This is a genomic window from Nitrosospira sp. Nsp14, assembly GCF_900113575.1.
Classification (GTDB): Bacteria; Pseudomonadota; Gammaproteobacteria; order Burkholderiales; family Nitrosomonadaceae; genus Nitrosospira.
Genome location: NZ_FOPV01000019.1, coordinates 19,931 through 42,454 on the forward strand (window position 1 = coordinate 19,931; position 22,524 = coordinate 42,454).

Annotated in this window: 20 protein-coding genes; 9 read left to right on the forward strand and 11 right to left on the reverse strand. The window is 54.0% G+C overall.

Annotated features, from left to right (window positions below; all coding sequences use genetic code 11):
* Positions 1-110: 110 nt before the first annotated feature.
* The 4 genes from BM022_RS12320 to glnE form a co-directional block, all read right to left on the reverse strand.
* Positions 111-1,487 (reverse strand): phosphomannomutase/phosphoglucomutase, encoded by a 1,377-nt coding sequence (locus BM022_RS12320; RefSeq protein ID WP_091139763.1) that lies wholly within the window; start codon positions 1,485-1,487, stop codon positions 111-113.
* Between the two features lie 216 nt (positions 1,488-1,703).
* A complete protein-coding gene (locus BM022_RS12325; RefSeq protein ID WP_091139700.1) occupies positions 1,704-1,910 on the reverse strand; it encodes a zinc-finger domain-containing protein in 207 nt (68 codons plus the stop codon).
* Positions 1,911-1,963: 53 nt separating this feature from the next.
* Positions 1,964-2,884, reverse strand: coding sequence for a branched-chain amino acid transaminase (locus tag BM022_RS12330; protein WP_091139702.1), 921 nt, complete (start codon positions 2,882-2,884; stop codon positions 1,964-1,966).
* Positions 2,885-3,118: 234 nt separating this feature from the next.
* Positions 3,119-5,899 (reverse strand): bifunctional [glutamate--ammonia ligase]-adenylyl-L-tyrosine phosphorylase/[glutamate--ammonia-ligase] adenylyltransferase, encoded by a 2,781-nt coding sequence (gene glnE / locus BM022_RS12335; RefSeq protein WP_091139703.1) that lies wholly within the window; start codon positions 5,897-5,899, stop codon positions 3,119-3,121.
* 607 nt (positions 5,900-6,506) lie between these two features.
* Here glnE and BM022_RS12340 point away from each other — a divergent pair.
* The 3 genes from BM022_RS12340 (at position 6,507) to tldD (ending at position 13,212) form a co-directional block, all read left to right on the forward strand.
* Entirely contained in the window at positions 6,507-10,361 is a 3,855-nt protein-coding gene (locus BM022_RS12340; protein WP_256209155.1) for a YhdP family protein, read from the forward strand.
* Positions 10,362-10,844: 483 nt separating this feature from the next.
* Positions 10,845-11,711 carry a carbon-nitrogen hydrolase family protein gene (locus BM022_RS12345; protein ID WP_091139768.1) on the forward strand — a complete coding sequence of 289 codons (867 nt, stop codon included), beginning with the start codon at positions 10,845-10,847 and terminating at the stop codon, positions 11,709-11,711.
* 31 nt (positions 11,712-11,742) lie between these two features.
* Positions 11,743-13,212: a metalloprotease TldD gene (tldD, locus tag BM022_RS12350; RefSeq protein ID WP_091139705.1), complete on the forward strand. Its 1,470-nt coding sequence runs from the start codon at positions 11,743-11,745 to the stop codon at positions 13,210-13,212.
* A gap of 223 nt (positions 13,213-13,435) precedes the next feature.
* On the opposite strand, the gene BM022_RS12355 is transcribed toward tldD, so the two are convergent.
* From BM022_RS12355 to BM022_RS12370, 4 genes are all read right to left on the reverse strand, one after another.
* Positions 13,436-13,867, reverse strand: coding sequence for an RDD family protein (locus BM022_RS12355; protein ID WP_256209156.1), 432 nt, complete (start codon positions 13,865-13,867; stop codon positions 13,436-13,438).
* Positions 13,868-13,933: 66 nt separating this feature from the next.
* Positions 13,934-14,323 carry a DUF3106 domain-containing protein gene (locus tag BM022_RS12360; protein WP_091139706.1) on the reverse strand — a complete coding sequence of 130 codons (390 nt, stop codon included), beginning with the start codon at positions 14,321-14,323 and terminating at the stop codon, positions 13,934-13,936.
* Positions 14,305-14,679 (reverse strand): DUF3619 family protein, encoded by a 375-nt coding sequence (locus BM022_RS12365; RefSeq protein ID WP_091139708.1) that lies wholly within the window; start codon positions 14,677-14,679, stop codon positions 14,305-14,307. Before BM022_RS12365 ends, BM022_RS12360 begins: the two co-directional genes overlap by 19 nt.
* On the reverse strand, positions 14,676-15,248 hold the full coding sequence (locus tag BM022_RS12370; protein ID WP_091139709.1) for an RNA polymerase sigma factor: 573 nt from the start codon (positions 15,246-15,248) through the stop codon (positions 14,676-14,678). The genes BM022_RS12365 and BM022_RS12370 overlap by 4 nt, the downstream gene beginning before the upstream one ends.
* Positions 15,249-15,866: 618 nt before the next feature.
* On the opposite strand from BM022_RS12370, the gene BM022_RS12375 reads away from it, so the two are divergent.
* The 6 genes from BM022_RS12375 (at position 15,867) to BM022_RS12400 (ending at position 19,702) form a co-directional block, all read left to right on the forward strand.
* Entirely contained in the window at positions 15,867-16,358 is a 492-nt protein-coding gene (locus BM022_RS12375; RefSeq protein ID WP_256209157.1) for a TlpA family protein disulfide reductase, read from the forward strand.
* A 1-nt stretch (position 16,359) separates the two neighbouring features.
* A complete protein-coding gene (locus BM022_RS12380; protein WP_091139712.1) occupies positions 16,360-17,013 on the forward strand; it encodes an energy transducer TonB in 654 nt (217 codons plus the stop codon).
* Between the two features lie 4 nt (positions 17,014-17,017).
* Complete coding sequence (locus tag BM022_RS12385; RefSeq protein ID WP_091139714.1) at positions 17,018-17,782, forward strand: MotA/TolQ/ExbB proton channel family protein; 765 nt, start codon at positions 17,018-17,020, stop codon at positions 17,780-17,782.
* Positions 17,782-18,201 (forward strand): ExbD/TolR family protein, encoded by a 420-nt coding sequence (locus BM022_RS12390; protein ID WP_091139715.1) that lies wholly within the window; start codon positions 17,782-17,784, stop codon positions 18,199-18,201. The genes BM022_RS12385 and BM022_RS12390 overlap by 1 nt, the downstream gene beginning before the upstream one ends.
* Before the next feature lie 124 nt (positions 18,202-18,325).
* Positions 18,326-18,847 carry a FecR family protein gene (locus tag BM022_RS12395; RefSeq protein WP_091139717.1) on the forward strand — a complete coding sequence of 174 codons (522 nt, stop codon included), beginning with the start codon at positions 18,326-18,328 and terminating at the stop codon, positions 18,845-18,847.
* 153 nt (positions 18,848-19,000) lie between these two features.
* Complete coding sequence (locus BM022_RS12400; RefSeq protein ID WP_091139719.1) at positions 19,001-19,702, forward strand: type 1 glutamine amidotransferase; 702 nt, start codon at positions 19,001-19,003, stop codon at positions 19,700-19,702.
* Between the two features lie 25 nt (positions 19,703-19,727).
* On the opposite strand, the gene BM022_RS12405 is transcribed toward BM022_RS12400, so the two are convergent.
* From BM022_RS12405 to argF, 3 genes are all read right to left on the reverse strand, one after another.
* A complete protein-coding gene (locus tag BM022_RS12405; protein ID WP_091139720.1) occupies positions 19,728-20,213 on the reverse strand; it encodes a YajQ family cyclic di-GMP-binding protein in 486 nt (161 codons plus the stop codon).
* A gap of 54 nt (positions 20,214-20,267) precedes the next feature.
* On the reverse strand, positions 20,268-21,509 hold the full coding sequence (locus tag BM022_RS12410) for an argininosuccinate synthase (protein WP_371264335.1): 1,242 nt from the start codon (positions 21,507-21,509) through the stop codon (positions 20,268-20,270).
* 68 nt (positions 21,510-21,577) lie between these two features.
* Positions 21,578-22,504 carry an ornithine carbamoyltransferase gene (argF, locus tag BM022_RS12415; protein WP_091139722.1) on the reverse strand — a complete coding sequence of 309 codons (927 nt, stop codon included), beginning with the start codon at positions 22,502-22,504 and terminating at the stop codon, positions 21,578-21,580.
* Between the last annotated feature and the right edge of the window lie 20 nt (positions 22,505-22,524).

Sequence of the window (22,524 nt, forward strand, 5' to 3'; positions counted from 1 at the left end):
TTTCAAATCCCACGGGTCCGGAAGGTTCGCACATGGTTTGGAGCGACAGTTGGGGTAATGAACGGCAAGTACTGAACAACTGTGACCGCGGCTTCCTTCATCCAGGCACGTCAGTACGGCAATGCTGCATCTGGTTTAACCTGTAAAATCACTCTGCGGAAATCCTCCTGTATACGCTTTAATGCTGCCTCATTGTCCGCCTCAAAGCGGAGCACGATAACAGGCATGGTATTCGATGAACGCGCCAAGCCGAAACCGTCCTTATACTCCACGCGCAGTCCATCGATAGTGATAATATTCTCAGGGTTATCAAAGCGCGCAGTATTCTGCAATTGCGCGATAACTGCGTAGTTTTCTCCCTCGTTCAACTTGATCTGCAACTCGGGCGTACTCAGCGCATCCGGGATCGCGTCGAGTTGCTCCTCGATATCCTCGCTGAAACTGAGCAGTTCAAGCAGACGTGCGCCTGCATAAAGGCCGTCATCGAAGCCATACCAGCGTTCATTGAAGAATATGTGACCGCTCATTTCCCCGGCAAGCACCGCACCTGTTTCTTTCAGCTTGCCCTTTATAAATGAATGGCCGGTCTTCCACATGATAGGCTCGCCACCGTGTCGCCGGACCCACGGTGCGAGACTCCGCGTGCACTTAACGTCAAAAATAATTTTACCGCCCGGATTTCTCGACAATACGTCCGCCGCGAAGAACATCAGCTGTCGATCCGGATAAATGATCGTGCCGCTCTTGGTAACCACGCCCACGCGATCACCATCGCCATCGAAAGCAAGCCCGATTTCCGCGTCCGTAGTTTTAAGCTTATGAATCAGGTCCTTAAGATTCTCAGGTACGGATGGGTCAGGATGATGATTAGGAAAAGTTCCATCGACGTCGCAGAACAGCTCCGTTACCTCGCACCCCAGTCGGCGGTATAGGTCAGGCGCATACGCGCCGGGAACACCATTGCCGCAATCCACTATTATTTTCATAGGACGCCTGAGTCCGACGTCGCCGGTTATGCGCTGAAGATAAGTCTCCGCAATATCGTGCTCGCGATAATCGCCGCTGCCGTATGTAAAATCCTCATTTTCGAGCCGTGCACGCAAGCCTTGGATCGCGTCTGCCGCCAGCGTTTCACCGCCGAGTACCATTTTTAAACCATTATAGTCGGGAGGATTGTGACTGCCGGTGACCATGACACCCGAGTAATTGCACAACGTGTGCGCGGCAAAGTAGAGCATGGGCGTCGCAACCTGACCCACGTCTATTACATCGACGCCACTCTTCTGCAGGCCGCGGGCCAGCGCATGCCCAAGCTCGGGGCCCGACAATCGGCCATCCCGGCCTATCGCTATCGATGCTATCCCCCGTACCCGAGCTTCAGAGCCGATAGCGTGTCCGATAGCTTCCACCAATTCAGCGGTCAGCGTTTTTTGGAATATGCCCCTGATGTCATAGGCCTTGAAGATTTCTTGGGGAAATTTGCGCATAAGATAGATGTAATGGATGGTAAGCACAGCCCGTTTCTGACGGCAATGCCATTCCTCGCCAACTGGCTACGCTATTCTAGCGCCATCGCGCTACGATAAGGAAGAGTCGCAGATAGAGCATAAAATGCGATCGGACCAGGCGCAAGGCAACGGAAGGCGATAGATGAACCTTACCTTTCAAATCCCAACCTTCGCGAGAACTGCCTCCGGCCCGATTCAATGATGGCCGGCCGCCGCACCGCCCTTGAGCACATAAAGCGTACCGCAGTATGGGCACAGCGCCTCGCCCGTGTTTTCTATCGGCAGAAACACGCGCGGGTGTGAATTCCATAAAAGCATGGATGGCATGGGGCAGTGAAGTGGTAAATCGTCGCTAGTAACCTCAATTTGACGTTGTTTGTTATCGGCAGCCTGATTCTGCATCGCTATTTCCTTATTACTTACTTATTTCCTTATTTACAAATATGGAGTCGACGTTATACATACGTAAGCCAGTCGCTATGATTGTCGGTCCTGCCGCTAACGCAGTCGAAAAACATTTCCTGCAGACGAGCCGTGATCGGGCCGCGCGTCCCGCCGCCGATTTTTCGATTATCGAGTTCTCGAATCGGCGTTACTTCCGCCGCGGTACCGGTAAAAAAAGCTTCATCGGCGCAGTATACCTCGTCGCGGGTAATACGCTTCTCAATCACCGGAATTCCGATCTCTCCCGCCAGCTCTACGATCGAGGCGCGGGTGATGCCTTCCAGGCAAGAAGTCATGTCAGGAGTATACAATTTGCCATGCTTGACAATAAATATGTTTTCCCCCGCTCCTTCCGCCACATAGCCATCCACATCGAGCAAAAGCGCCTCATCATATCCGTCATGGGCAACCTCCTGATGCGCCAATATCGAGTTGGCATAGGTCGTGACCGACTTGGCGCGGCACATGTTAATGTTCACATGATGACGCGTGAACGACGAAGTTTTGACCCGGATTCCGTGTTCGAGACCATCGGTGCCAAGGTATGCACCCCACGGCCATGCCGCGATAGCGACATGCACCGAAAGCGTCTTGGCTGAGATCCCCATGGCTTCCGAACCATAAAAGACAATCGGGCGGATGTAGCATTTTTCCAGCTTGTTCTGCCTTACCATATCAAGCTGGGCTTGCATCAGCGTTGCTTTGTCATACGGCATTTTCATCATGAAAATATGTGCCGAATTGAATAACCGGTCGGTATGCTCCTTCAGGCGGAAAATCGCGGGTCCCCGCGGCGTCTGATAAGCACGCAGACCCTCAAATACACCCATCCCATAATGAAGAGTATGTGTAAGCACATGTGTAGTCGCATCGCGCCACGGAATAATTTTTCCATCGCTCCAGATTACACCGTCGCGGTCAGCCATTGACATTCATAAACTCCGGAAAGGGTTGGGGGATGCGCTATTCTAACGCATTTCTCAACCGAAAACGGCACGGCCGAGCCAGCGATGCGACAGCGCGTCGCGCGTTATCAAGCGGGCCGCATACCCAGCAATCGCGAAAATCGTTTACGTGTGATCGGTGATAAATGAGCAAAATACGGCAGATGGGAGGAAAAAAACAGCAACCCGGGCGCATGCCCATACCGTATCTGGTCCAGGAGGTCAGGCGGCGAACACTTCATTCCACAGTTGCAGCACTGCCGCGATGCTATCTTGAAAGGGCTCTACTTCAACGCGCACGAATTTTCGCGATTTGTTCTCCGATGAGGGGAGACCGGTCAAGCTGGCGTCTCCGCTCAATCTTAAGCGATGTTGAACGCGCCTGAATTCCCGATAGGCTCCCAGCGCCCTTTCGCCCGTTTCCCTGCTGATAAGCCCCAGGTTTGACGCAAGCTTCAGTAGCGCAATGTTGCCGATATTTCTGGTCAACTCGTGATGCTCCCAGGCGTGACCCAGAATCAGGTACTGCACGACAAATTCGACGTCGATAATACCGCCACGGTCATGCTTTACGTCAAACAACCCACCTGAATTGGGATGGGCCTCCAGCATCTTTTTCCGCATCTCCAGCACTTCGCGCTTCAGATCCGACAACTCGCGTCGCTGCCGAAGAACCTCCTCGCGGATACGCTCAAACGTTCTTCCCACATTCGTATCGCCGGCGACGAACCGCGCCCGCGTTAATGCCTGATGCTCCCAAACCCAGGCTTGGTTGCGCTGATATTGAGCGAACGCTTCGATCGAACTCACCAGCAAGCCGCTGCTGCCATTGGGGCGCAAACGTAAATCAGTCTCGTATAACAAACCGGCCGAAGTATAACTGGTGAGCCACGAATTGATGCGCTGACTCAGCCTGGCATATATTTCTGGCGCATCAGGGTGCGGATCATCGTATAAAAATATGATGTCGAGATCCGACACGTAACCCAGTTCCTTCCCACCCAGCTTACCGTAGCCGACAATTACGAAAACCGGTTCATCCCGGTGCTTTCTTCTCAATCCTCCCCATGCCAGACGCAACACGTTTTCGAGCACCAGATCCGCCAGATCGGTGAGACGATCGCTCAATGTTTCCAGGAGCATCGTTCCTTCCAAGTCCCGGGCCAGCAATTGAAATATCCGGGAATGATGAAAGTGGCGCAGCAAATCCATTTGTTGCTCGGTATCCTGCCCGGAGGCTCCGGCTGCATCGTTCAATTGTTGAATTAGCTTGGTTTTGGATCGGGACCAATCGGACTCGCTTTGAACATCGCCGGGATGAAGCAACTCATCCAGTAAAATCGGATGACGGCCTAAATATTCGCTGGCCCATTGACTCGCGCCTACAAGCTTGGCTACGCGTCCCAATGCCTGTGGATGCTCGCCCAAAAGCGCCAAGTAAGCCGCCCGGCGGCTCACACTCTCCAGTAACCCCAATAGTCGCTCCAGCGTAATATCGGCGGATGGGGATCTGGCCGCCACTTCTATCAGCTGGGGCACAAGCGTATCCACCCGCGTTTTGCTGGAGTTAGGCAGTTGCCGATACCTCGCACTTTTACGAAATTCTCTCAAGTGGTCCAGTATATTCTTTGGATGAGAGAAACCCATTGTGACGAGTTGCGTGAAGACGGCCTCGGCCTCGATTTCTCCATCCTCCCCTTCGCCCTGCCACAACCATGTCAACATATCCGGGGCCTTTGACCGGGGCAGAGCGAATATCTTCTCAAAGTGGCGAGTCACATTGGCGCGATGGCTATTGAGCCGCCGCAAAAACTCCTCGTAGCCCGAGAAACCCATCGACCGGGCTGTCAGCGCCTGATCCACTGGATCATCGGGTAGCGTCTGGGTTTGCTGATCATCAAGATACTGCAAGCGGTGTTCAAGATTGCGCAGAAAGCGATACGCGGCCGACAGCTCAGTGGCGGCCGCGGCCGACAGATGCTGCTTTTCCCCTAGACGTCGCAATACAGATAATGTCGGTTGAACGCGCAGATCGATGTCGCGCCCGCCGCGGATGAGTTGAAACACCTGCGCAATGAATTCCACCTCCCGGATACCGCCTGGTCCGAGCTTGATATTCTCATGCATTTCCCGGCGATTCACTTCCTGCCGGATTTGTGCGTGAAGCGCCCTCATGGATTCGTAGGCGCCGAAGTCGAGGTATTTCCGGAACACGAACGGCTGGATTATCTGTTCCACAAGGGCCAGTGTCCCCGCCTCAGGACCGGCGATAACGCGACCCTTGATCCATGCATACCGTTCCCATTCGCGCCCCTGGGTGATGAAATACTCTTCAAGCATGGCAAAACTCATTGCAAGAGGACCGCTTTCGCCGTAAGGGCGCAGGCGCATATCAACGCGAAAAACATAGCCGTCGGAAGTGATATGGTTCAGACTACCAATCAGCTTCCGCCCAAGCCGGGCAAAAAAATCATGGTTTGAAATACGCCGGTAACCTTTGGTCTCACCTTCCTCGGGATACACAAAAACCAGATCCACGTCCGACGAAACGTTGAGTTCGCACCCCCCGAGCTTACCCATGGCGATAACTAGCAGGCCTTGGACAGAGCCGTTCTCCGCACTTGCCGGCTGGCCAAAACGACCTGGATCAGTCAACCACTTCTGCTGATGCTCGAGGGCGGACGCGATGGTGACTTCGGCGAGATGGGTCATGCTCGTCATCACTTCCCCGAGATCAGCCAGACCGCTCAGATCCCGCACCGCCAGGCGCGACATTACGCGCTTGCGCAAGCGCCTCAAAACGTAATGGAGACCCGATTCATCATTCGTGTTACTGGTGCTGGCATCGAGATAAGCAAGCATCTCGTCCCGGAGAAAAGGCTGGTGCAAGCCTTGCTCCAGGTCAGGCAATAATTCGGGTTCACTCTCCAGCAAGCGTTGCAGGTAGCGGCTGTACGGTAGGATAGAATCGATTATCTTTTCACCCGGCCGATCGGCATGCATGGTTATGGAACCTCGGGTGCTGTGCCGCCCCGGCGCATGGAGCACATGAAGGCGGCGAAGAATGTGCGGCCCGCGCAGGATGGAGGCGACAAAAGCTCAGCCGCGGCATAGCTCCACAATATCTCATGTCCGCCACACGAAATCCTCATTTAACGCGTCCGGCTCCGCTCCTTCTTCATAAGTTTGACCACGCGGCATTTATCCGGTCCCCGCGGATGCACTGCGAACATGTACGCTGGCTGCATTGCACTCCTCGGTATCGTAGACTAAGCTACCACGTCTTTGCGTCGCTTGTTACGCAACTCGTCATCATTGCGATTTTATCAGCTCAGTTGCCAAATAAGTTGCCAACGGGGTTGCCAAATGGAGCGGCTACGAGAGCACGCTGCGGACATCGGGTCTTTCTATTACTGATGAGATTGAGCTTTGAATGAATTAAACAATAAGGCAAAAAGGCGGGATATGTGGACGGCGTGCGTTGCTCTGTAGGCCGGATTGAACAAAGCATGGCGGCCCTGTCTAATTGTCTTATCGAGTACCCTTGCACAGTCCCAGCTGCGTTCGTGCTCAACGGTACGCCTCTCAAGTAGATAACTGGAAGTATTTATTGAATTTATCGGTAGTTTCACGTCTCGGGGGATTAGGCGACTTTTCGTTTCGCCTGCTGACATGGGTCCTGATTGCCGTCGCCGCCTCCGTTTCACTGCTGCTGTTATCCCTTCGCTACTGGCTACTTCCCGACGTCGAGCAGTACCGCGAGAACATTGCGCGCGCAATCAGCCACGCTTCGGGGCAGCGTGTCACGATAAGCGAGCTTAGCGCGAACTGGGACGGCCTTCGCCCTCATATGGTAATGCGCGGTATACAAGTGCATGACAAAAAGGGCGATACAATGTTGCTGCTACATCGTCTTGAAGGCACGCTTTCGTGGCGTTCGATTCTTGACGGCACGTTGCACTTCCGGGAGATGGAGATCGACCAGCCCGACCTGGTTGTGCGACGCGACTCCGGAGGCGTCATTCATGTTGCAGGATTCGCGCTCGACAAGGAGTTGACTGAAACCGACAATGGGTTTTCCGATTGGCTCTTAAATCAGAGACGAGTCATTATCAAAAATGCCAGCATCCTCTGGCAGGACGACTATCGGAAGGCTCCTGAACTGGAACTGCTAGTTAACTTGCGCCTTGAAAATCGTGGCGATCGTCATCGCTTCGGGCTGCATGCGGTTCCACCTGCCGAACTTGCCGCGAACCTGGAGCTTCGGGGTGACCTGATTGGAGCATCGCTGAACGCTCCTGAACGTTGGCGAGGAAGGCTGTTTACACAGATCGACCGTGCAGACATCGCCGCATGGCGCGCCTGGCTGCCTTTTCCGGAGGAGATTCGGTTGAACCGCGGCACAGGCGCGCTGCGAATGTGGGCCAGTGTAGAAGGGCTGGAGATGACGAAATTGACAGCAGATATGCGCCTGCGTCACGTCAAAACACAGCTGGCTACTGACCTGCCTGAATTAAGCCTAATGCGGTTACGTGGAAGAGTCGGATGGCAAACGATCGGCCACGGAGCGGGTACAGGTTTCGAGTTGTTCGGGAGAAGCCTCAGCGCTGTTCTCCCCGGCGCCCGCGAGTCACAGCCTGTCGATTTTTCATTGCGGATGATCCCCGATCATGGGGATAAGCCTGCTCGCGGAACGTTCAGCGTCGATAGACTGAACTTGAAATTCCTGAACGATCTTGCGGAATACCTGCCGTTGGGTTCGAAGCTGCACCACGAACTTGATCGGCTCTCACCTCGCGGTGAGTTGCATTATGTGCGGGCAAAGTGGGTGGACGACGTGGCGACGCCGTCAAGTTTTAGTGCGATGGGAAAATTCACCAATCTCGGGATGAAAAAGTCTGCAACGCTACCTGCATTCGATGGCATTTCCGGCAACATCGACATAACTGAACGAGCTGGCACCCTCAACCTTAACTCCCATGGCGTCACGGTGGAATTCCAGGAGGTATTCGATCGACCGTTGAAGCTGGATACGCTTACTGGTCAGGCAAGCTGGAGCAGGTTGCGTACCGATGATTCCATTGCACTTAAATTCAGCAATATCTCTTTTTCCAATACCCACGTTGCTGGCCTGGCCTATGGAAATTACTGGAGCACAACTGTTGGCCCAGGCGTTATTGACCTTACGGGTCATCTGACGCGTGCCGACGCCCGTTATACAAATGAATGCTTGCCTATCGCAGCAAAGCGTTACGCTCCTGGTTGGTTTGCGGACGCAATCGTAGAGGGACAACTTTCGGATGTCCGGTTGCATCTCATGGGAGATTTAGCTGATTTTCCTTTCGTTCATAATAGCGGCGTCTTCAAACTGAACGCGAAACTAGCGGGGCTAACGCTGGAAAATATTCCCGAGTGGCCGCCTATAGAAAACATCACGGGAAGCCTGAAGTTTCACGGTACCCGTTCAGAACTGGACTTATCGGAAGCGAGCATGTTGGGCGTAGCCCTTACCGACGCCAGATTCCGCATTGGGGACCTGTCCGATCCCCACGCGATACTTAACGGCAAACTTGGGGCGACTGGTGCGACGCGTCAATTTGTCAGAGTTGCCGCACAAACGTTAGCGCGAGGTCGCCACGGGGGTCTGGATGACAGTATTCCCGTTTCCGGAAATGGAAAACTGGCAGTGCAGTTTGATCTGCCCCTGCAACAGCCCGAGCATATCAAATTTACGGGCAATTACGAGTTTATCGATAATCAGCTCGATCCAGGGCCAAGGCTACCCAGTCTGGCTAAAATTAACGGCGGAATCGCTTTTACCGAGTCCGGACTCAAGGTGGACAATATAACGGCGCGATTGCTTGGCGGACCTGTTGCTATCAATTCCGCCAATTCGGCCGGTACAGTGGACGGAAGCGTGCGCCTCTTAGCCGTTGGGAAAATCGACCTTGATAATTTGCATTCGCATTCACGCGACGGGATAACGCATGCTCCCCAACCGTGGATGCAATATTTACGGGGCAACGCCGATTGGCGCGCGGCCATCCACATAAACAAAAAACTGGTCGATATTTCGGCCGAATCCACGTTACGGGGGCTTGCGTCGGATTTACCCGAGCCTTTTTCGAAGGCTGCTGCGGATGCGGCACTGCTTCGTCTTGAGCGAAAAACTTTGAGTCCCGAGAGGGACCGTCTGGTCGTCACCTATGGAAACGTGTTAGCCGCAACAATTAATCGTTCGCGCGACGGTTCCGGAAATTTTCATGCTGAGACGGGCGACGTTACTTTGGGTACAGTGTCCCGTCCCCCAGCCGAAAAAACGGGCATAGCCATAACTGGCGCATTGCCGTCACTCAATCTGGATCGATGGAGCAGTCTTCTCCGCCAGCTTAATGATGAGCCGGATTTTTCACCCGACCTGACCGGCGTTCATGTCCACATCGGCACGCTCGACTTTCTAGGAAAACGTTTCCAGGATCTCACGCTGCACGCGAGCAACAAAGATGGCGTGTGGCATTCAACTTTGGCTGGCGCCGAGATCGATGGAAATGTCGATTGGGATCCGTCTGCTAATGGAAAAGTGCTTGCAAGATTGCATAGGCTCACAATTCCGGTCCGATCGCCCTCGAGACCAGGGGTGGAGGGGCAAAAGCGGCAGCAAAGCAAAACCTTGCCGGCCCTGGATGTGGTCGCCGATACTTTCCTTATCGGCGACAAGCAGCTCGGCAGGCTGGAATTGGTCGCTGGGCAGGATGAACAAGCTTGGCGCGTAGAGAAACTGAATGTAACCAGTCCCGACAGCTCAATTATGGTCCGCGGCCTGTGGCAGAGCCGCAGTGGCCCACCCGGCGTGCATGCGGATCTCGTACTGGAAGCCAACGATATCGGAGCATTTCTGACCCGCCTCGGCCTTCCTGATCGCGTGAAACGCGGAAGCGGGAAGCTTGAGGGCGTGTTGTCTTGGCACGGCAGCCCGCTATTGATCGACTACTCCACTTTGTCTGGAACCTTCAAGCTGAACGCCAGACGAGGACAGTTTCCAAAATTTGAACCGGGTATCGGCCGCTTGTTCGGTATTTTCAATCTGCAAGCGCTGCCGCGAAGGATTACCCTGGATTTTCATGATGTGTTCAGTGAGGGTCTGGCGTTTGATGATATCTCAGGTGAGGTGAAAATCACTCGCGGTCTGGCGTCAACCGATGACCTTCGGATTCAGGGTCCCTCCGCAAAAATATTTATCAATGGGGAGATGAATCTTGAAGCGGAGACGCAAAAATTGCACATCAGGGTAAGCCCATCGTACGGACTGGCCGCGCCAGTTGTCGGCATGGCATCCGTAATTGCAAACACTGCATTGCAAAACCCGAGCACGTCGAAAGAATATTATATTACCGGTAGCTGGGCCGATCCGGTTGTCGCCAGAATAACGCCAAGGGAACGAGAATCAGGCGAACGGGAACAATAGGATTGCTGCCTGTGGCAGTGCATATACCGGTCCGGATGTGGTGAATATTGCATGGAAATGACGGGCATCTGCCGGATTATAAAGGGAGAAAGGAACGGCTGAACAAGTCCTCGCGGAGCTGGCTACTCGCAAAATCGGGATACTCACAGTGTTCCCCCGTCACGTCCTGCACACGTCGGGTTTGATCGGCGATACCAAGGCCGCAACGCCGCAAGCGCTACGCTTATAACGCACTCCCCAGGACGTCGGACAGCGCTCTCCGATAGCATGCTTTGCTGGGCTCCTGGCGAGGGGATGTGTCGCCCTTCGCGTATCCGATGGTGAAAAGTCGCCGTTGCGCCCATTTTTGGACGGGGGGAGACTTATTCAGAGGTTCCTAAATACATCGTTTTCAGTTACTCTTGTTTTGCAGAGACACTTGCCTTACGGCTACTTATAAAAGGCACCTAAACGTATTCGCGGGCCATGAAGCCGCCTATGAACATGCTTGATAACTCCACAACTGGTAAGGAACCCGAATCTACCGCAACAACTCGCGACAGTTTTACGCGCGTCGCCGCAATCCAGATGACGGCGGGGCCAAATATTTGGGGCAATCTGGAAGAGGCTGCGCGGCTGCTGGAACTAGCGGCTGCCGAAGGAGCCAAACTAGCGGCGTTGCCCGAATATTTTTGCTTGATGGGAATGAGTGACGCGGACAAAGTCGCGGTGTGCGAACAGGCAAACAGGGGGCCGATACAGGAATTCCTGAGTAAAACTGCCAAACGCCTGGGTCTGTGGATTGTGGGTGGAACGGTACCATTAGTTTCTTCCAGGCCGGACAAGGTAAGGAATAGCTGCCTGGTTTATGACGACAAGGGCGAACAGGTCGCGCGTTACGACAAAATTCATTTGTTTGGGCTGGAACTTGGCACCGAACGCTATGCCGAAGAAGAAACGATCGAAGCGGGTTGTGGCGTCGTGGTCGTAGACTCACCCTTTGGCCGTATGGGTCTTTCCATCTGTTATGATCTGCGTTTTCCCGAGCTCTACCGATCCATGGGCGAAGTGGATATTATTTTTGCCCCGGCAGCCTTTACTGCGACGACCGGGAGGGCGCATTGGGAAACGTTGATTCGTGCGCGCGCGATCGAAAACCTCGCCTATGTCGTCGCACCGGCTCAGGGAGGGTATCATGTCAACGGCCGCGAAACACACGGGGACAGCATGATCGTCGATCCCTGGGGCGTGGTTCTCAATCGGCTTCCGCGCGGGTCCGGTGTGGTGACGGCGGATATTAATCCCGATTACCAGGCCAGCCTGCGCAACAGTTTGCCTGCGCTGAATCACCGGACCCTCCATCACTGTTGAATCTTTCCTCGACAATTCTTACACTGGACCTATGACCACTGAAACCACTGAACCCGTCACCCAATCTGAGGATCTTTTTACCACGGCCAACCGTTGCCTATTAATGCCCCATGAGATCGATACCGCTGCATTGCAGACAGTGTTCGGCCAAATGCTTTCGCATCACATAGACTACGCCGATCTGTATTTTCAATACAGCCGTGCCGAGGGTTGGGCGTTAGAGGAAGGCATCGTCAAATCCGGCAGCTTTAATATCGACCAGGGGGTAGGCGTGCGTGCCGTGAGTGGCGACAAAACCGCATTCGCCTATTCCGACGATATCAGCATGCCGGCTTTGGCATCGGCAGCTCAGGCCACCCGCGCCATCGCGCGTCACGGCGTGACCCAGTCGGTTCAAGCGGTGAAACGCAGCAAAGGACGCGAACTCTACCTGCCCCAGGACCCCATCGGCAGCCTGAATGACAAGGAGAAGGTAGCGTTGCTCGAAAAGCTTGAAGGCTACGCGCGCGCCATTGATAAACGTGTGATTCAGGTGATGGCATCGCTGGCCGGAGAATATGAGGTGGTCCTCGTCGCCCGCGGCGATGGACTTGTGGCGGCCGACGTACGCCCGCTGGTACGACTTTCGGTCCAAGTCATTGCCGAGGAAAATGGTCAGCGCGAACAAGGTGCAGCGGGAGGAGGAGGACGCTTTGACTATGCTTATTTCGCAGATGATGTACTGCGCGATTACGCCGCCAAAGCAGTGCACCAGGCTCTCGTCAATCTGGATGCAAAACCCGCGCCTGCCGGTACCATGACGGTAGTTTTGGGTGCCGGTTGGCCGGGAATACTGCTGCACGAGGCTATCGGCCACGGACTGGAAGGAGATTTCAACCGCAAAGGCAGCTCCGCATTCTCAGGTCGCATCGGCGAACGTGTCGCTGCCACCGGGGTAACGGTAGTGGATGATGGTACGATTGCAAGGAGGCGAGGATCGCTGAATATCGATGACGAGGGCAATCCCACCCAGTGCACCGTACTGATCGAAAACGGCATACTTAAGGGTTATTTGCAGGACAGCCTCAACGCGCGGCTGATGAATGTTCCCGTGACCGGGAATGGTAGACGTGAATCATTTGCGCATATTCCCATGCCGCGGATGACAAACACCTACATGTTAAACGGCGACAAGAGCCCTGAGGAGATTATCGCTTCGGTTAAACATGGCTTGTATGCGGTCAACTTTGGCGGCGGGCAGGTGGACATTACCAGCGGGAAATTCGTCTTTTCTGCGGCTGAAGCATACATGATTGAAAATGGGAAGATTTCCTACCCGGTAAAAGGAGCTACCCTTATCGGCAACGGCCCCGACGTCCTCACGCGAGTGTCTATGATCGGTAACGATATGTCGCTTGATCCTGGCGTTGGTACCTGCGGTAAGGAAGGGCAAAGCGTGCCGGTGGGAGTAGGCCAGCCAACACTACGTATCGATGGGTTAACGGTAGGCGGTACCGCTTGAGAAAGCCGCGATCAATTTAGGGGAAATGCTTCCATGGTTGAGGTGCGATAGGTAGGCGGTCACGTGAATCATGTCTTAGCGCAATCCGTCGCCGGCGGGCCGTCTCGGTCGCCGTGCAGGATGCCGAGATGGCCTGGATATTCGCCACCGACGAGCCTCAGCCACGTTTCATATTCCATACACTGCTGTGAGCAGTCGGCAGAGGCCGAGTCGTCACAGAGAGCTAGCCTTCGATTCTAACAATTTTGGTACCGGCCAGCCGGTCATGCAGAAAAAGTCCGTCACGATCGAAGAATGCCCACAGAATTCCGCAACCAAGGAGAAAAAAGCCAATAACTGCAAATAGATACCGCGCAACCGCCTGCTTCAAATAAATCCGCTGCCCGTCGGCGGCGACCACACGAAGCTTCCAGGTCTGCATCGGTAGCGTCTGCCCGCCGTGGGTCCAGAACCAGGTGAAATAAATGCCTCCGATCAGCAGGAGATAAATTTGAAAGGCGGGACGGAAAAAAATGGAGCTTGTATTCTGAAAAACGAGATGAAAAATGAAACCGGCAATAAACAGAACCGCCACTAACATCAGCGATTCATAAATCATGCTCAGCAGTCGCCGCCCAAATCCGGGCATCGATGCCTCTATCGGTCCCGAACTCATTCAGAGCGCGCTTTCGCCTCTATTCATGGCGACTTTCGTCGGCCTTCGCGAACGCAAACGCATCGCCTAATCCCCTCGCTGGTCTTGCGAGGTTTGCCCATACTCACGCCATTTCTGTTTTATTTCGTGACGCTTCTCCGGCGGCAGCTTTTTAATCGTCTTATATTTCTCGCGAACCAACTCGCGCTGCTCCGGAGTGAGGGAGTACCAGTCACGCATCTGCAACTGGGTGCGATGTTGCTCTTCCGGCGTCATCCCCGGGTAGCGCCTGGCAATACCTAACCATTTCTTTTTTTTCGCTGGGTCCATGCCGTTCCATTCTTGTGCCAGGGGAGCCAGGACTTCTCTCTGTTGCGACTTTAATTCATCCCACACAGGGTCTGCGCCTGCGGCTGACGCGGATACCAAGAACGACATGTATAGCCAGAACGCGGCAGCTATGAAGGATCGAGCCATGCATCCAACTCATTATCCAGATACGCACTCACGGGCAACTCATCGACAAGCAGCATAATGTCGATTTCCTCGTTTTCATCAATCGGCTGCAGAGTCTGCCAGTATGCAATCCCCGCCAGAGCAGCCACCAGCATAATGGCCGACAATAGCTTACGCGTTTTTAGGTGCCATTCATGCCCGCCGCGCGCAGAAATCCCCTGACCAACGCTAATCTCCGCTTCGGCCATTTGATAATTTTCGAGGGCCGCACGCCGGGCAGCCTGAAGGCGGTTCAATGTACTCTGCCTGAGGTTGTCCAAGCCGCAGTCCAATAGCCGCGCGACATTCCTCCCGATTTCGTTTTCATCCTTGCTCATAACTCGATTCCTTGTTTTTTCAGCAGCGTAGCAAGGGCGTGGGTTGCACGAGAGCAGTGCGTCTTCACACTTCCTTCAGAACACCCCATGACCTTCGCGGTCTCGGTAACATCCATCTCTTCCCAGTAACGCAAAAGAAAGGCTTCGCGTTGACGCGCGGGGAGCACTTCTATGGCTTTCTCCAGCAAGCTGATAAGCTGCGTTTGCTCAAGCAGTTTACGGGGGTCATCTCTATTAGATAATCCCTCCAGTTCCAAAGTTTCTAACGGGTCATAATCTTCGGGTTCTTTTTCCTGATTAGTGGGCAGAAATGAAGAAAACAGCGTTGTCCATATGGAACGGGTTTTCTGCCGCCGGTAAAAATCACGGATTGTATTTTGCAGTATACGCTGAAATAACAGGGGCAATTCTTCGGCCGGCTTACGAGAATAACTCTCGACAAGCTTGGTCATGGAATCCTGAACAATATCCAGCGCTACATGTTCGTCGCGAACCGCGAACAACGCTTGCTTGTAAGCGCGCCGCTCGGCTTCAGCGAGAAAATTAGAAAGTTCCTGTTGAGTAGCCAGGACAATTGCCTATCGCGAAAACACGGTGAAGACCGCCGTAAACCTCTACAGCAATGTTAACAAAAATCCGGGAGTGGATGAAATCTCCCGCCGAGAACGATAGCCAGCAGCGTCCGTTCGGACCGGGCCTCTCTGTATCACACTAGATTTCGCTTGCACTGCCGGCATCCTCGCCATATCGCTTATTCAGGAAGCAGCGGCTCAGCGATGAAGCAACGATGGCCATCTATTTTTATCCTCTATTCCTGTTTACGGCGCTGCGAAGCGTCGCCTTGCGACGCGCAATCTATAGCGATTTGTGCGAACCAAGCAGCAGGATCTTAGTCATAGCTAGGAAATTCGCATCATTGCCTGGGAGGGACGCCCTGCGACAATTTGTCGCATTGTGATTATGTTCCCCTCCGCCTATCATGCTTCTGACTTATATCGGATAGCAGATTGGCAAACGAATAAATTTTACCGCTCGCACTTTACGTAGATTTGCAGCTTCATGGTAAAATCGCACCTTCTGAGTGGAACTGATTCTCAATTAGATTCACATTACCGATGCCAAGTAACTCAACTACGAATTCCGCCGGGGGCGGTGCGCAGTTTACGCGCGGCAGGGATCATACAATATTGCGGCTTGTTATTCTCGCATTCCTGCTGTGTTGTGCGAAGGTTACTTTTGCAGCAGAAACTGTTCGTCCTTTTACTCAAGGAAGTCTGGGAGAGCTCCTTGCTGCCCGGGAGGGTAAGCCGTTCATTCTCGTCTTGTGGTCGCTCGACTGTCAATATTGTCCCACCGAATTGAAAACATTGAGCGAACTCAGGCGCAGCCATCCGAATCTTGACGTGGTACTTGTTGCCACGGACACGATAAGTGATGCGGCCCAATTGGCCCTAAAGGCTGAAACGTACGGAATGAGCCAAGCGGAGCAATGGGTTTTCGCGGACGATATGCCTGAACGCCTGCGCCGTGAAATTGATACTCGCTGGTACGGAGAAGTGCCGCGAACCTATTTTTACGATCGAAGACATCAGCGTGAGGTCAAGACCGGGCTGGTCAATAAGCAGTTTTTCGAACAGTGGCTGGCAAAGAATGCATTGTCAGGTGCGACGCATCGATAGCATGGTAACCAATCGAAATCCCGCTTTTTTACCCAGCTTGATGCTAGTGCTGGCGGCTCATGGCGCCTTGCTATATTTTTTGTTTAAACAGCAGCTTATTCCACCACCGGAACAGCTGGCGACAGTGTTCGTCAACTTTATCCCTGCGGCTAGGCCGAAAGAAGAACCGAAGGCTGAGCCGCCTCCCCCAGCACCCAAGCCTCAGCCCGCAAGGAAGACACCGCAATCACGCCAGATAGTCGCTGAAGCACCGGTGCTGGCACCTAGCGAGCCGGTAGCGTTGCCAACCCAACCCGATCCCGAGCCAGAACCGGTAGCGGTGGCGGAACCTGCCCCCGCGGCACCGCAGATGCCGGCCGGACCCGTCACGCTATCCTCGGAGCTTTCTGTTGCATGCCCCCAGTTGAACGCGCCTGTTTACCCGGCCTTGTCCCGGCGATTGGGGGAGGAAGGAAAGCTGGTGCTAAAGGTGGAACTGGATGAAAGCGGTCAGGTAAATATTGCCCAGATCGTCAATAGCAGCGGCTACAAGCGTCTCGATGAAGCAGCGCTGGCAGCGGTAAAAACCTGGCGTTGCAACTCACCAACACGCAATGGTCAGCGGGTTCGGGCTATTGCCCTGCAACCCTTCAACTTTGTATTGCAAGGAGATTGATTCAATGGAAAAAGGTCTCGGCTTCTCGAATTTCATCACCCAGCTCGATGGTGTAGGCATGACCGTGCTCATGCTGCTGCTTACGCTTTCAGTAGCGAGCTGGTATCTCATACTCACGAAGAGTATCTCGAATCTCCTGGCCGGGCGACGGGCAGATGCGTTTCTCAAGCGCTTCTGGAGCGCGGGTTCCTTGCAAGAGGTCAACTCGACACTGAACGAAGGATCGCGTGATAACGCTTTTGCCCAGCTTGCCCACCTCGCGATGGACGCAGCCGCTGATTCCGAGAAACACGGTTTGCAGAAGCTGGCGGCAGGAGGCGGAGCGAGCGAATTCATCACCCGTGTACTGCGCAATGGACTCGATCAAGAGGCTACGCGTGTGGAAAACGGCCTGACACTGATTGCTTCAGCAGGGTCGGCCGCGCCTTATATCGGCTTGTTTGGTACTGTATGGGGGATTTATCACGCCCTGATCCAAATTGGATTATCCGGCCAGGGTACGCTTGATAAAGTAGCCGGCCCCGTGGGTGAAGCATTGATTATGACTGCGCTGGGGCTCGCGGTAGCGATCCCGGCCGTGCTGGCTTATAACACCTTCGTTCGGCGCAACCGCATCTGGCTGGCGCGTCTGGACGCCTTCGCTCATGACCTCTTCGTGCTTATCGCGGTAGGAGCCAAAACGAATAGCTCCGCTGGGGACGAGCGACAGCTTCGTGTCGTTGTACCTGTTGTGGCGCCCGCAGTCGTGCCCGGTGAAAGGAGATCGTAATGGCATTTGGCACGATGAACAACGGTAACCGTCCGCCGCCGCTTTCTGAAATCAACGTAGTCCCGTTGGTGGACGTGATGCTCGTATTGCTCGTAATCTTCATCATTACCGCGCCGTTGCTGACGCATTCGGTCAAGGTTGATTTACCCAAAGCATCGAGCAACCCGAATATCACTCAACCCGATCATATCGAATTTGCGCTTCGTGAGGACGCGACCCTTTACTGGAACGGCGAGCCGGTTACAATGGACCAGCTGGCCCCGCGGTTTGCCGCGACGGCAAAGGAGAAGCCCGATATCGAGTTGCATATTCGTGCTGACAGCCACGTGCATTACGAGCACGTGGCACGCGTGATGTCCATCGCTGCAAAAGCCGGGCTCGTCCGGATCGGGTTTGTTACGGACCCTTCGAAACAATAGCGCCATGCCGCTCCCCGAGCTGCAACATGATGCAGGCAGCCCGAACCCCGACTGCTGGCATGCAATGGGGGCAAGGTTCTGGTAGTATGCCGCTCGATATGTCCAATACCGATACCTCCGCCACATGGCTGCCCTAGACCGTCCGCCCGGCCGCCAGCACTTCCTCGTGCATGGTTCCATAATAATCATCGCGGTCAGCCTCGGCTTAATGTCATGGTTCATTGCGAAGCCCTTGAGCACACGACTGCATGAAACTGAACCCGGACAGCGGGTGACCATCACCGCCACTCCAAATATCGATATCAGTCTTGATGCCGATAGCAGCGTGACTGTCAGCAATACAGATCCTCCCCGCATGGAGCTGTTACGCGGCAACGCGTATTTCGACGTTCGGGGCGATGGGGCGGGCAAACTGCAACTCAAAGTGGGCACTACCTACATCAGGGATACGGGTACACGTTTCAGTGTCAGCAAGTCCTCTACGGGGGGCAGCGTCGCTGTGGCCAGCGGTGAGGTGGAGATTCAGGTAGAGATGGGTACATATCTGGTTGGCGCCCATGAAACGGCAGATTTTGACGGTGTGCGAGTCACCGGCCAGAAAGTAATCCCGGACTCAGCCATCGCGCCTTGGCGGCGTGGAGCGTAATACCCGTCGCAACTTTTTGCCTCTTGTACGAGCATGGCTTGAGGAGGCCAAGCTCGTACCTTCACGTTTGGCGTAAACTGAATTAATTCACGCGGCGCAACCTCAAAAGCCGTATTCGTACCCGGCAGATCAGGCTGAAAATAATCTCTTTCAATGAAACCTGTTGCGATCTTCAGGCATTTCCCAACCGAGGGTCCAGGTTACTTTGCAACCTTCCTTGATTCTCATTCTATTCCTTCGCAACTCATCAGAATCGATGCCAACGAAACCGTTCCTTCAAGCACCAACAGCTTTAGCGGACTGATATTCATGGGTGGGCCGATGAGCGTAAACGACGACCTGCCGTGGATTGCCCCCGCGCTTGCACTCATTCGGCAAGCGGTAGCAAGCAATATTCCCGTGCTGGGCCATTGTCTCGGCGGGCAATTGATGTCGAAGGCCCTCGGGGGCGTGGTAACTCGAAGTTCCGTCAAGGAAATCGGCTGGGGTGAAGTGCGAATCGCAGACAACGCCACCGCACGCGCCTGGTTTGGCGGGACGGTAGCGTTCGAGGCGTTCCATTGGCATGGAGAGACGTTTACCATTCCAGAGGGTGCCACGCTTCTGCTTTCCAGCCACTGCTGCGAAAATCAGGCATTCGGGCTGGACGGGCACCTGGCGCTTCAATGCCATGTCGAAATGACTCAAGAAATGGTAAAAACGTGGTGCGAGACAGGGGCGGCGGAAATTGCGGCCAGTATTGCGCCCTCGGTGCAATCGCCAGAGGCAATTCAGACAGACCTGGCAGAGCGCGTAAGCAGATTGAATAATATCGCGCGGCGCTTATATGAGCGGTGGATCGCAGGGTTGGCGTAAGAATTTTACCGCGAGGTCGCGCCAGTTACTCACGGAAATTCTGGAATTGGAGCGGATATTCAGAAATAGACTTCTTGACCAGCTGTATCGCTTCCTGCAGGGTATCGCGCTTGGCCCCTGAAACACGCACCGTCTCGCCCTGAATGCTCCCCTGGACTTTGAGCTTGCTGTCCTTTATCAGTCTGATTATTTTTTTTGCCAGTTCGCTTTCCACGCCGGTTTTAACCGTAACCTGCTGTTTTACTTTATTACCACTTATTTTCTCCAACTGCCCTTTGTCCAGACAACGCACGTCTACATTGCGCTTCGCCAGCTTCGCCATCAGAATGTCCAGCACCTGTCCTAATTTGAATTCATCATCGGCAAAAATCGTGAGCGCGTAGTCCGCCTGTTCGACGCGCGCATCCGAACCTTTGAAGTCGAATCGCGTTCCCACCTCCTTGTTCACCTGGTCAATGGCGTTTCTAACCTCTTGTTTATCAACTTCAGAAACGATATCGAACGATGGCATGAGCAACTCTCCCGAATATACTGACGTGGGGATAGGCGAAACGTTAGCAAACGGTCATCCGCGCTTCCTCAAGTTTGCTGCTATTCGCATGCGCAGCGCATTCAGCTTGATGAACCCAGCGGCATCCGCCTGATTGTAGGCGCCTTTGTCTTCCTCAAAGGTGGCAATATCCGGATCAAACAACGAATCCGTATTCGAGTCTCGCCCAACTACGATCACATTTCCCTTGTAAAGCTTTAATCGCACCCAGCCGTTCACATGAAGCTGGGAAGTATCAATCATGGTTTGCATCATTTTACGCTCGGGACTCCACCAATAGCCATTGTAGATCAGCTCCGCATAGCGCGGCATCAGCTCATCCTTTAAATGTGCCACCTCACGGTCGAGCGTGATGGATTCGACTGCCCGATGGGCGCGGAGCATGATTGTCCCGCCCGGCGTCTCATAACATCCCCGCGATTTCATACCCACGTAGCGATTCTCGACCAGATCCAGACGCCCGATGCCGTGCTTGCCGCCTAACCGATTGAGCTCGGCAAGTACCTGAGCTGGAGAGAGCTTCTCGCCATTCAATGCAATGATATCGCCTTGCCTGAATTCCAGTTCAACATATTCGGGCAAATCGGGGGCCTGTTCAGGCGATACGCTCCACCGCCACATGGATTCTTCCGGCTCCTGCGTGGGGTCTTCCAAAATACGTCCTTCGTACGAGATATGTAGCAAGTTGGCATCCATACTGTAGGGAGACCCTCCCTTTTTCTTCATCTCGACCGGGATGCCATGCGACTCGGCGTAATTCAAGAGCTTCTCGCGGGAGGTAAGATCCCATTCGCGCCAAGGGGCAATGACGTGAATATCAGGTTGTAGCGCGTAATAACCGAGCTCAAAGCGCACCTGATCATTGCCTTTTCCCGTTGCGCCATGGGAAACCGCATCGGCACCAGTCTCACGAGCGATTTCGATTTGGCGTTTCGCGATCAATGGGCGGGCAATACTGGTGCCGAGCAGATACTCGCCCTCATAAACGGTATTGGCCCTGAACATGGGAAAAACGTAATCACGCACGAATTCTTCCCGGAGGTCCTCAATGAAGACTTCCCTCACACCAAGCTGTTCTGCCTTCGCCCGCGCAGGCTCTACTTCCTCGCCCTGACCAATATCCGCGGTGAACGTGACTACCTCGCAACGATACGTATCCTGCAGCCATTTCAGGATGACCGAGGTATCCAGACCACCTGAGAACGCCAGTACAACCTTTTTAGTTTCAGCCATATCACTTTTAGTTGTTATCTTCATACTTTGACTCACTTACGGTAAATCGTTGCTACCCAGCAGGGGTTTAAGAACGAATAATCAGGGTCAACCTACTCTTGTTCCTTCAATCTTCCCAACAATAAATATTCGATCAGTACCTTCTGGGTGTGCAGCCGGTTCTCCGCTTCTTCCCATACTATCGACTGTGGACCATCTATTACCTCAGCCGCAACCTCTTCGCCTCGATGCGCCGGGAGGCAATGCATGAATAATGTATCCTTCTTCGCGCAGGACATCATTTCCGCATCTACCCGAAAATTGGCAAAATCTTTTTTCCGCTCCTCGGTTTCCGCCTCGAATCCCATACTCGTCCAGACGTCGGTCGTCACCAGGTCGGCGTCCTTCACCGCATCATGTGGATCAGCGAATTCCTCGTAGTGGCTGGTGCCATAAAGCCCGGCGCGTTCAGGTTCCACTTCGTAACCTGGCGGGGTCGAGACATGTACGTTGAAATCGAAAACCTCCGCGGCCTGCAGCCAAGTGTTGCAGACGTTATTCGAATCTCCGATCCATGCCACGGTTTTGCCGGAAATATCCCCGCGTCGCTCAATAAAGGTAAAAATATCCCCCATGATCTGGCACGGATGATATTCGTCCGTCAAGCCGTTGATCACGGGGACCCTCGAATGCGCGGCGAAGCGCCTGATGATGTCGTGCTCGTAGGTACGGATCATGACGATGTCCACCATACGCGAGATGACGCGCGCGGCATCTTCGACAGGCTCACCCCTGCCAAGCTGTGTGTCGCGGGTAGATAGGTAGATCGCCGCGCCCCCCAGTTGGTGCATGCCCGCCTCGAACGATAATCGCGTGCGGGTGGAGTGCTTGTCAAAAATCATGGCAAGCGTACGATCTTCCAACGGCCAGTAGCGCCGGTATTGCTTGAATTCCTGTTTGATCCAGCGCGCTCGCTCAAACAGATACTCATATTCCTCTCTGGAAAAATCGTTGAACTGCAAAAAATGCTTGATCTGCATAACGCCTGGACCATGGAGTG